The sequence below is a fragment of the Methanobrevibacter wolinii SH genome, from assembly GCF_000621965.1.
GTDB classification, from domain to species: domain Archaea; phylum Methanobacteriota; class Methanobacteria; order Methanobacteriales; family Methanobacteriaceae; genus Methanarmilla; species Methanarmilla wolinii.
On record NZ_JHWX01000012.1, the window covers coordinates 106,786 to 118,711 of the forward strand.

Annotated in this window: 8 protein-coding genes and 1 pseudogene; 3 read left to right on the forward strand and 6 right to left on the reverse strand. The window is 22.5% G+C overall.

What is annotated here, in order from left to right:
- Nucleotides 1-103: 103 nt before the first annotated feature.
- On the forward strand, nt 104-2,194 hold the full coding sequence (locus T523_RS01190) for a pyruvate formate lyase family protein (RefSeq protein ID WP_042707055.1): 2,091 nt from the start codon (nt 104-106) through the stop codon (nt 2,192-2,194).
- Nucleotides 2,187-2,966, forward strand: coding sequence for a radical SAM protein (locus tag T523_RS01195; protein WP_052334588.1), 780 nt, complete (start codon nt 2,187-2,189; stop codon nt 2,964-2,966). Before T523_RS01190 ends, T523_RS01195 begins: the two co-directional genes overlap by 8 nt.
- Nucleotides 2,967-2,968: 2 nt before the next feature.
- On the opposite strand, the gene T523_RS01200 is transcribed toward T523_RS01195, so the two are convergent.
- The 6 genes from T523_RS01200 to glmS form a co-directional block, all read right to left on the reverse strand.
- A complete protein-coding gene (locus tag T523_RS01200; RefSeq protein WP_042707056.1) occupies nt 2,969-3,961 on the reverse strand; it encodes a glycosyltransferase family 2 protein in 993 nt (330 codons plus the stop codon).
- A gap of 10 nt (nt 3,962-3,971) precedes the next feature.
- A complete protein-coding gene (locus T523_RS01205; protein WP_052334589.1) occupies nt 3,972-4,799 on the reverse strand; it encodes a DUF4422 domain-containing protein in 828 nt (275 codons plus the stop codon).
- A 9-nt stretch (nt 4,800-4,808) separates the two neighbouring features.
- On the reverse strand, nt 4,809-5,609 hold the full coding sequence (locus T523_RS01210; protein ID WP_042707057.1) for a DUF4422 domain-containing protein: 801 nt from the start codon (nt 5,607-5,609) through the stop codon (nt 4,809-4,811).
- A gap of 259 nt (nt 5,610-5,868) precedes the next feature.
- Complete coding sequence (locus T523_RS01215) at nt 5,869-7,413, reverse strand: MBL fold metallo-hydrolase (RefSeq protein ID WP_042707058.1); 1,545 nt, start codon at nt 7,411-7,413, stop codon at nt 5,869-5,871.
- Nucleotides 7,414-7,666: 253 nt separating this feature from the next.
- Nucleotides 7,667-9,097 (reverse strand): flippase, encoded by a 1,431-nt coding sequence (locus T523_RS01220; RefSeq protein ID WP_042707059.1) that lies wholly within the window; start codon nt 9,095-9,097, stop codon nt 7,667-7,669.
- Between the two features lie 537 nt (nt 9,098-9,634).
- Complete coding sequence (gene glmS, locus T523_RS01225) at nt 9,635-11,416, reverse strand: glutamine--fructose-6-phosphate transaminase (isomerizing) (RefSeq protein WP_042707060.1); 1,782 nt, start codon at nt 11,414-11,416, stop codon at nt 9,635-9,637.
- 357 nt (nt 11,417-11,773) lie between these two features.
- Between glmS and T523_RS08935 the strand changes: the two are divergent.
- Nucleotides 11,774-11,926, forward strand: a pseudogene (locus T523_RS08935) (IS5-like element ISMefo1 family transposase); the annotation flags it as partial.

Below are 11,926 nucleotides of genomic sequence, written 5' to 3' on the forward strand. Positions count from 1 at the left end.
TAATATATTAAAAAATCAATAATAAAATATTTAATAATATTATATTAATTATAAATTAATAATAAAATATTATAAGATTTAAAAAAATATAACGAGAGAAATTATGAACAGATATGTAAAAAATATTATCAAAATTGTTTATCATAAAATGAATAATATATATACTGGAAAAAAAATTATTAATTTAATATTTCTCTTTAGAACATTAAATAGAAAGTATAAAAGTCCAAAAATAGCAGGAACTTACTTAATAAAAAACATTAAAAATTTATATTATACTAATCCCAAAGAACCTAAAGGAAAACAAATAAAAAACTTAATGAAAAACATTAAAATTATAATACCCAATAAAGGATTTATATATTCTATTGATGAATTAAAAAACTTAAGCAAAACTGGTTCTACCATTGATAATATTACTATTGATTACAGTTATATACTAAATTACAGTATGAAAGATTATAAAAAATACTTTAAGAATACAAATATTATTAATTCAGAATATATTAATAATGAAGTAGAATTACTTAACGGTATTGAAATTTTAATTAATAGAGAAGTAATTGAACTTGAAAAATCCAATAGAACAGATAAAAAGAAATATATTAAATATTTAGAGAACATTAAAACAAATAAAGCAAATACTTTTGAAGAAGGACTTCAAAGAATTTTATTTATTAACCAAATATTATGGCAAACTGGACATGGATTAAATGGTCTTGGAAGACTTGATAAAATATTAAATAATTTATATTATTCTGATTTAGAAAAAAATATCATAAGTAAAAATGATGCATATAAAATGATTAAAAGTTTTATAAAAACAATACATAAATATTATTGGTTTAAAAGTTCTGCATTAATGGGTGACACTGGTCAAATCATTATTTTAGGTGGAACTGACTTAGATGAAAATGGAAATGAATATTATTTTTATAATGATTTAACTTACCTATTTATTAAAGCAATATGTGAACTTCAAATACCTGATCCTAAAATATTATTAAGAGTTAACGAAGATACTCCTCGAGATTTACTTAAAGAATCCTTAAAAACAATGAATACAGGAGTAGGTAGTCCATTAATATCAAATGATAAAGAAGTAATAAGAAAAATGGTTAATTTTGGATATGATAAGGCAGATGCATATAACTATGTAGTATCTGCATGTTGGGAGCCTGCAGCTTTGGGAAAAGGCCTTGAACAAAACAATATTAATTTCATTTCATTTTTAAAACCATTAAATAGAATATTTGATACATTATCCAATGATGAATTAAATAATATTAAAAATTTCAATGATTTAATTAGTTTATATAAGGAATATTTAAAAGAAGATGTGGAAGAAATAATTGAATTTTTAGATAATATTATTTGGGATGAAGATCCGCTTTTATCTTTATTTATTGATAATTGTAATAAAAAACAAATAGATATATCAAAAGGTGGAGCAAAATACAATCATTATGGTATTACAACTGTTTCACTTGCAAATACTATTAATAGTTTAATTAATCTTAAAAAATTAGTTTTTGAAAATAAAAAATATGATTTAGTTCAATTAAATAATATTCGTAAAAATAATTTTGAAAATAAAAATAAATTAATCACTGAATTAAAGAATCTTAATCCTCATTTTGGAGAAGACAATAAAGAAGTAATTAATTTAACAAATTTAATTATTAATTATTTAAGTAAATTACTTAATAAAACAAATAAATTAGGTGGAAAAATTAAATTTGGATTAAGTGCACCATCATATATTAGTGCAGGTGAAGAAATAAATGCATCTTTCGATGGAAGATTAAATTATGAACCATTTACAACACATATCTCATCTGATTCAAATAATGATTATACAAGTATAATGCGATTTGCTTCACAACTTGATTATAATGATAATAGATTTAATGGAAATGTAGTTGATTTAATGGCTACACCTAGTTTTATTAAAGATAATTTTGAAAAATTTACAGACTTCTTAGATTTAAGTATAAAATTAGGATTTTTCCAAATGCAAATGAATGTTACTGACAGCAAAACATTAATAAATGCAAAAGCAAACCCTGATTTATATCCAAACTTAATAGTGAGAGTTTGGGGTTTTAGTGCATACTTTAATGATTTACCATTAAATTATAAAAATTTACTAATTAAAAGAGCACTTAAAAATGAAGGAAAACTAAATGTCTAGGGATAAAATGACAATAAGAATTACAAATATACAACATTTTTCCTTACAAGATGGTCCAGGAATTAGAACTACTATTTTTTTAAAAGGATGTAATTTAAATTGTCCATGGTGTTGTAATCCTGAAACTATTAATTATAATATTGAAGAATATAATGAAAATGGTTTAAAAAAAGAATTTGGATATGACATTAGTAATGAAAAATTAGAAAAAGAAATATTAAAAGATAAAATATATTACTCTAAAAATAATGGTGGAGTAACTTTTTCAGGTGGAGAACCACTTCTCCAAATAAAAGAATTAGAACCATTACTTAAAAAACTAAAAGAAGACCACATTAATATTTGTTTTGAAACAGCACTTCAAATACCTACAAATCTTCTTAAAATAGCTATAAAATATATTGATGAAATATTTATTGATATAAAAATATTAACAAAAGAAGCAGAAGAATTAATAAATGGAAATCTAAAATTATACTATAAAAATTTAAAAATTATATCCAATTCAGAAATTAAAGATATTACATTTAGAATTCCTTTAAATAAGGAATATACATTAAATGAAGATAATATAAATAGAATAGCTAAAATCATTTCAGAATATCCAAATTACAATATTGAAATATTTAAAACACACAATTTAGGTGAAGACAAATATAAATTATTAAATAAAAAATTAGAAAATTTCTCAGACATTACAGATTATGAAATGAAAAAAGTATATGAAAAACTTAAAAAAAATAATAAAAATATAAAAATTATAAAAATATAAAATCAAAGATTATTTCTATGTAATCTCTTTAAAAAACTTGAATTAAAATATAAAGCAAAAATATTATAAAATAACTTAATTAAGAAATAATTCTTATTAATACATACATTGTAAAATATTTCTGCCCATTTTTCATCAAAGCTTAGATTTACACCTACATAATCTTTAATATCCAAAATATAATCTGATATTATCTTAGGATTAAATTTATATTGTATAGCTAAAATAAAAATATAAATAAGGCTGTTAGATACAACATCAGATAATATGAAGTTATGATTAGACTTTTTAATATAATCAACATTAAATTTTAAACCATTAATAACTTTAATCAAATTAGACTCATCAAAATCATATGATAAAGATTTTTCATTAGAATTTTCACGTATAATATGATAATATCCACAATATTTTGGTAAAAATCCAATATTCCCTTTATTATTAAACCAAGATTCTAAAATAAAATAAACATCCTCAAACATTTTATTAGAACATTTAATATCATATTTATCAATAAAAGATTTTCTATAAATTTTATTCCACATCCAAATATCTAATAAAATACTTTTATCATTTAAAGGATTAACCACAATACTTGTAAAATCATCAGGTTTATTAAAAAGATTTAAATTAAATTTAGATCCCACTATATTAAATTCTGTTCCATTGATTGCATTAAACATTACTTCACAAAAATTAGATTTATAATAATCATCACTATCTAAAAACATTATATATTTACCAGTAGCATTATTTAATCCAATATTCCTAACTAAACCAGCACCTTTATTTTTTTCTAGATAAAAACATTTAATATTATCATATTTATGCTCATATTCTTTTATAATATTTTTAGTATTATCTGTAGAACAATCATCAAGTAAAAGAAGTTCAATATTTTCAAACCCAATGGTTTGATTAATAACAGAACCAATACATCGATTTAAATATTTTTCATTATTATAAAGTGGAACAATAACTGATATTTTATACATAATTAAACACTTACTTAAAAAATAAATTCTGAATAAAATTTTCTAATTTACTATCTTCTACATTTTTTACATGATTAAAGTAAAATCTACGATATAAATTACGTAAAAAATGATTTTTTGCTAAAAACATTCTGAAATTTAATTTTACTCCAATATATTTAATATCTAGTTCTTTTGTTTTTAAATTATTTTTTCTAATCCAAACATTAAATATTAATTCAGAAACAAGACCTAAAACACGTTTTATAATAGTTAAATCAATATTATTTTCTACTTCTTTTAAGATTGTAAATAACCATGTACAATAATCATTTAATAAGTCTTTATTCATTATAAACATATTAAAATTAAAAAAAGAATCTTCTAATAAAATTTCATCATAAGTATCTAAATAATCAGGATATTTCTTACTTATTACATCACGAGTGATATCTAAAACCTGAATTAGATAAGAATCTTTATATGTTTCTTTATATGATTTTTTAAGAAGTTCTATTTTTTTAGGAACTATAATATCATAATCATGTAAATAGCTAATAATTTCATTTTCATTTATTTTATGATTATTATTTTTAAAGTAACGTCTATAATGTACTAAACCAATAATATCTGCAGAAGAATTTTTCCACATCCAATAAAGCCCAGTAAGTTCTGCATAATCAGGATTTCTTATAGATATATTATCTCCAGTATCATCTCTTTGATATTTTCTTCCATTATTATCAAAAAAATCTTCCTTACCTTGAGAACCAACAAATAAAGGAGTATATAAATTATCAGAAGAAATACCTTCAACTTCTTTATGACTTATTACATATATTTGAACAGATTTTGACAATATATACACCTATCTTTTTTTACTTTTATGAAGAAGTCCAACATAAATATTCTTATATATTTTTCTAGTTATCCAACGTTTAGCAATCCACATATGAATGTTTAATCTTCTTCCAATAACCTTTAATTCACACTCTTTAACTCTAAAATTTTGTTTATCCATCCATACATCAAATAATCTTTCAGTTAAAAAACCATAAATTCTTTGTTGATAAGAATCATATCCTTCAAGGTTTACTCTTTTTTCTATTTCAAATAAAATAGGAAATATCCATTTACAATAACCTGAAATAAGATCTTTTGGAGCAATAAACATGTTATAATAATATAATGAATTACCCTTCATTACTTTATCAAAACTATCTAAATATTCCGGAGTTGTTTCTTTAATTATTTTTCTAGATAAATCAAGATCTTTAGCATAGTTCCAATGTGCATAATCTTGATATACATTATCAAAAAGAGATTTTGTTCTTTTAGGTAAAATTATATCATAGTCTTTAAAAATTTCATCTAAATCTTCTTTTTCTAAACGTCCACCATATTTTCTCTTAGCAAAGTAACGTCTATAATGTACTAAACCAATAATATCTGCAGAAGAATTTTTCCACATCCAATAAAGCCCAGTAAGTTCACAGTAAGCGGAATTTTTACTTGATATATTATCCCCAGTATCATCACTTAAAAATCCTAAATTATCTTTACCATTTCTACCAACAAATAATGGTTTATAAATATCATTTCCTTTAATACTTTTAATTTCTTTAGGACTATGAGCAATTACATAAACTTCAATTTTCTTATTAGACATAGTAAAATCACTTTATGATTTATATTAGTAATATATTACTAATAATTTATATAAATTTAATTAAGATTTAATAAAACATCAATATAATTTAAAGTATTAAAAAAAACTTAAAAATTATTTTATTATAATAAATAAATTTTTAATTATTAAGTAAAAAATAATTTTATTTAAAGATTTAAGTCTTTAAAAATCATTTATAATTAAAATAAAATTAAATTTTATATTAAAATTAGAGAATTTTAACAATAACTAAAAATGATTAAAAAGAATTAATTAAATTCTTAGGATGAACAACTTCAATTCCAAAATGATTTAAAACATCATATAATTCAGCATGTTCTGTATGAATTGGATATAAAACATCTGGATTAATCTCACAAACCATATCTATAAGTTCAGGACCAGCAGCATGTCCAGATAAATGATAATGTTTTAAAATAGGAATATTAAAATGATTCAACCAATTTTGAGTAATTTCAAAATCCATTTCCATTTCTTCATTAAATGGTTCTGTTGTAGAATGTAAGTATACTGCACTTTTAGGTTTAATATCAATTAATTCTAAAAATGAAAAATTATCAAGTCTTATAATATATTGATTTTCATTTTCTTGAATATCCTCATAAGTACAAATATTATATTTATCATCCTCAAGAAATTCCCTTTCCCATTTAGAATAATCTTTTAAATATTCATCTTTACTTGGATACTTCCATTCTCCTTCATAAGAAATATATGATGTATTTGGGAATAGACCTGAACCTTTACGTGGAATATAAATACCTAAATTATTATCATTAAGACTTGGATAAATAGTTTTCTCAGGATTTTCTTCTTCAATACGTTTTAACATATATGCTTGTTTCATATTAATAAGTAGAGTTCTATTAGTAGATTTTGCAATATTATGAAATGTTATTAACCTATCTAAATCTCTTAAAGGAAAATTTACAATAACAAGACCATTAAACTCATTAATATCATCATATGCTTTTTTTTCAATATCTTCTTCCACATTAAGAACTTTTTTATGAGAATTTTCACTATTATAATATTCACTATTAATACGTGTACCTTCACATATTAAAATATCTGGTGAAAATTTTTTAGCTTCTTTTACAAAACGTTTAGTAGATTCTCTATTTCTACCATGAAAACGTAAATCTCCAGTATATACTACTTTTTTATCATCACTTTCAATAAGAAATGCACTAGCACCAGGTAGAGAATGATCTACTGGAGCAAGTCGAATATTTAAATCTCCAATAACTGTATTTTCATATGGTTTTAATACATTGATTTCTCTTTTTGATAAATTATTTGGACTTTTTAGTTGAGAATAACTACCTTTTTTATTTAGATAATATTCAAATTGTTTTTTATATGAACAAACATCAGTAAAACTATTACTTGCACCTGTTTCATCAATAACTTCAAGAATAATTTTAGAATTAAGACTCATATACAATGGAATATCATTTCTTAGATGTGTAATATAATTTGCATGATCTGCATGAGCATGAGACAATAACAAACCTTTAACTGCAGGTTCATCTTCAAAAGGAAGCCCCATATGTTTTAAGTAATCTTCACGATAAATACCTTTAATTTTAGGAATTAAATCAAGCTCAAAAAAGTCTCCAATACCATTTGCTTTTCTTGGATTAATAAAATCTCCAAAATATTTACCATACTGTTTAAAACTCATACCAAAATCTAAGAGTAATGAAGTATTATTAAGATTTAATTTAATCTTATTTCCGCCAATTTCATTTACTCCACCATAAAATTCTAATGTATCCATATTCAAACTCCTTAAACAAAAAATAAATTTAAAATCAAAGATATAAACTAAAAATAAATTTGTAGATAAATCTAAATTTAATCTAAAGATAAATTTGTAAATAAATTAATAAATAATTTTTGAAAATATAAAAATAAAATATTAAAATAAACTAAAAAAAAAACGGATAAACAAGAAAAAATATAACTTAAACAATGAAAAATAACTAAAAACTAAGGAATTAATCTTTAAAAAAATGGGTAAAAAATAAAAATTATTCTTTATTTAAAATAATTCTAATTATTTTTTTATCATCAGAATCTAAAACTCTTGTAACAAATAAAACTCCAAAGTATACAATAGCACCAATAATAACTCCAAATATAATATTAAGTTTAAGATAATCTAGTATAACAAACATTAAAACTGTTGCAATAAGTAACTTAATTAAGTCCTTAACAAGAACCCAACCTAAAGCATAATCTGATTTTGAAGTTGCTCTAAACATTATAAATGTAATAATAATTTCACTAATTACTGTTGCAAAAGCTGCACCAAAGTAAGAATATTTTGGTATTAATATTAAATTTAAGATAATATTAATTACTGCAGCATAAGCATATGTTTTAGTAACTAAAATCTCATTATTTGATGAGTTTAAAGCTACAGTTGAAGCACCATTTACAAATAAAAATGGTATTGAGAATATTAATACTGTAACAATTTCACCAGTACCTATATAACCTTTACCATAAATAAAAGCCATTAAAGGTTCTGCATATACTATTATACCTGCACATATTGGTAATATAATTAAAAGTAAATATTTAATTGATTTTTCATATGAAAATTTTAATAATTCATTAGAATCTTTAAATAATTTACTCATAACTGGAAATATAACCTGTGGATATACTGCATAAAATGTTGTAAGAATAGAAATTACCTTATAAGCAGCATTATATAATCCTACAGCAGCATTTGTAGATAAATATTGTAACATAGTCACATCAATTGTAAAGTATATTGAATAAAAGATACTCATTAAACCAAAAGGTAATGCTGCTTTTAGAATTTTTTTAGAAAAATCAATATTAAAAGAATAATGCGGTTTAATACCAAGATTAGTAATTTTAGAATAAATGTATATAAATGCACAAATAATAGCAATTAAATAAGCAAAAGCCATTCCATATAAACCTAAATTAAAGTGCATTACTATAAATACAATAACAAGTAATATTAATGAGTTTATAACAGAGGAAATTGCTTGATACTCCATTTTTTCATATGCTTGAAAGATACCATAAAAAAATCCATTCATACATAAAAAAGCATATTGACATAACATTATAAAACTAACGTTAATTACATCACTAGCTCTTCCAGTTAAAAATAGTACTATAATAGTAGTTGAAATTACAATTATACTTAAAATTACTTTTAGAGGAATAATTTGATTAAATAATTTATTGGTTAATTTAGAATCTCTTGAAATTGTACGTACAATATATGTTTGTGTACCACAATCCATTAAAATACCAACAAGTGTAGATAATGAAATAGCAAATGATAAAATACCAAAAACAGATGCACCTAAATATCTAGCCATTAATATAGTCCAAATAAAGGCACATAGATTTGTTATAATCTGAGATCCCATCATCCAAGTGGAATTTTTAAAAATTGTTTTTACATTAACCATATTCTCACATATTATGAAAAAATAATTTTAATAAATTAAATAGAATAAACGAATTTTAAAAATAATCTAAATTGTATATAATATAAAAAGTATTTAATTTTTATTATTATTAAAGATTTTGAGAATAAAGATATTTCATGTAATTACTAATTTAACAAGAAATAGTTAAAACAAGAAATATTTTTAAATACAATATTAATAAAACAAGACATTAAAATAAAAATATATTTGCTAGCATATTTGTTAAAAGATTAAACAATATTAAATAATTAAAAATTAGATTTAAGAAATTATAAAAAGTTTAAAAATTAGTAGTTCCTGGCGGAGTCGAACCGCCATCACAAGATCCAGGGTCTCGTATGATTACCATTACACTAAGGAACTATAAAAATTCTAATAAAAATATAAAGATATAATATTAATTTAATTAATCATATAATTTATAAGTATTAAAATATAAATATATTTGTCTATTTTTTAGTATATAATATTAATTAAATATAAATTATATCTAATTTAAAGTAGAATAAATATTTTTTATTCTACAGTAACACATTTAGCTAAATTTTTAGGTTTATCTGGATCGTAACCTCTTTCTAAAGCCATATAATATGATAATAATTGTAATGGAATAGTATATACAAGAGGGGAAATAATATCCTGAATATCCTCATTTATTAAGAAAACATCATTTGCTTTTTCTTCTAATAAACCATCACCTTTAGCACCTACAGCAATTACATCAGCACCACGAGATTTAACCTCTTCAAGATTACTCATAGTTTTTCTATAATTATCTCCAGGTGGTATAATAACAACAACAGGAATTCCTTCATCAATTAATGCTAAAGGACCATGTTTAAGTTCACCTGCAGCATAACCTTCACCATGAATATATGTGATTTCTTTAAGTTTCAATGCTCCTTCAAGTGCTATAGGATATGCATAACCTCTACCAATATAGAAGAAATCATCAGCATATTTATATTTAGAACACATTTCTTTAATTGAATCAATATCTTCAAGAACTTCATCAATATATTTAGGTACTTTTTCAACTGCATTAAGTAAATCTTGATTATTTGAAAGAAGACCTGCAAAGATGTAAATTGAAACTAATTGAGATATATAAGTTTTTGTTGCTGCAACACCAATTTCTGGACCTGCTTGAGTATGTATTACATATTGAGCTCTACGAGTAGCAGAAGATCCTGCAACATTAACAATTGCTAAAGTTTTACTAGTTTCATTTGCCATATCTAATGCTTTAAGTGTATCTGCAGTTTCACCAGATTGAGAAATAAAAATAACTAAAGTGTTTTCATTTAATGTATTTACTGAATATTTAAATTCAGATGCAAGAAGAACATCTGTTGGAATACCTGCTAATTGCTCAATTAAATATTTTCCAGTAAGTGAAGCATGATAACTTGTTCCACAAGCAACAAAAACTATTCTATTAACATTACCTTTAATTTCATCAACTATTTTTTTAATATTATCTTTCTCAGTTAATGTATTTTTAACAGCACGAGATTCTTCATTGATTTCTTTAATCATGAAGTAATCATAACCTTCTTTTTCAGCCATTTCAGGAGTCCAATTAATAGTTTCTATTTTTTTCTCAATAATATTACCTTTTTCATCTTTAATAGTTACTCCATCCATTGTTAAAATTACAAATTCTCCTCTTTCAGGATAAATTATATCTCTAGCATATTTTAAAATAGCTGGTGAGTCACTAGCAACAAAGTATTCATCATCACCAATACCAACAATTAAAGGACTATCTTTTCTAGTTGCAACTACTTTATTAGGTTCATCTTTACAAATAGCTGCAATTGCATATGCTCCTTTAATAATTTTAACAGTTTTTCTCATAGCTTCCTCTAAATCAGAACCTTCTTTCATGAATTTTTCAAGTAAATGAGGAATAACTTCTGTATCAGTTTCTGATTTGAAGATATGACCTTCTTTAATAAGTTGTTTTTTAATTTCAGCATGATTTTCAATAATTCCATTGTGAACAACAGCTATATTCCCCATTTCATCAGTATGAGGATGAGCATTTACACGATTAGGATCCCCATGAGTTGCCCAACGTACATGAGCAATACCACATTGACCTTCCATATCTGCTAAATCAAGATTAGTATTAACATCAATAATTTTACCTTTATCTTTTTTAAGAAAGATTTTATTACTTTCTGTAGCAATACCTACTGAATCATATCCTCTATATTCAAGTTTAGAAATACAATCTAGTAATATTGGTGCTGCTTTTTTATGTTTTAAAACACAACCGACAATACCGCACATAATATCAACTAATCTCCGTCTTTATTAAAATAAATAATTGTTTAACTTAAAATTTTTTATTATAAATTTTTATATAAATTAAATATTTAGTATAATCTAATTCTTATAGTAATATTATATTAGTTTTTCATCATTAATATATTAAGTTAAACTATTTCTATAAATATAAATAAATCTAGGGGCCTGAATTTTTGACTTGTTTTTGAGCCCTCATTTTTCTTATTTTTATATTTTTAATTATTGTATATTCTTGTTTTGTAATAATACAATTGTAAAATTAGTAATTTAATAAAAAAAGGTCGTTTAAACCAATAAATTTAAATAATAAGTGCAACAAATATATATTTGACGATTAAAATGTTGCATAACTTAAATTTTGATAAAAACGACCCAAATTATATTATGTTGGACAAAATATTTAAAATTATTGGTTCTAGAAAATCAAAACAAATATTTTCATCTAATGGTTTTAAAAACCTTAAAAAATTAGATACAGTAATCAAAACACAA

Bases quoted from the DNA above. Each gene is read 5' to 3' on its own strand.
- T523_RS01190 (WP_042707055.1), top strand. From the start codon at position 104: ATGAACAGATATGTAAAAAATATTATCAAAATTGTTTATCATAAAATG.
- T523_RS01195 (WP_052334588.1), top strand. From the start codon at position 2,187: ATGTCTAGGGATAAAATGACAATAAGAATTACAAATATACAACATTTT.
- T523_RS01200 (WP_042707056.1), bottom strand. From the start codon at position 3,961: ATGTATAAAATATCAGTTATTGTTCCACTTTATAATAATGAAAAATAT.
- T523_RS01210 (WP_042707057.1), bottom strand. From the start codon at position 5,609: ATGTCTAATAAGAAAATTGAAGTTTATGTAATTGCTCATAGTCCTAAA.
- T523_RS01215 (WP_042707058.1), bottom strand. From the start codon at position 7,413: ATGGATACATTAGAATTTTATGGTGGAGTAAATGAAATTGGCGGAAAT.
- T523_RS01220 (WP_042707059.1), bottom strand. From the start codon at position 9,097: ATGGTTAATGTAAAAACAATTTTTAAAAATTCCACTTGGATGATGGGA.
- glmS (WP_042707060.1), bottom strand. From the start codon at position 11,416: ATGTGCGGTATTGTCGGTTGTGTTTTAAAACATAAAAAAGCAGCACCA.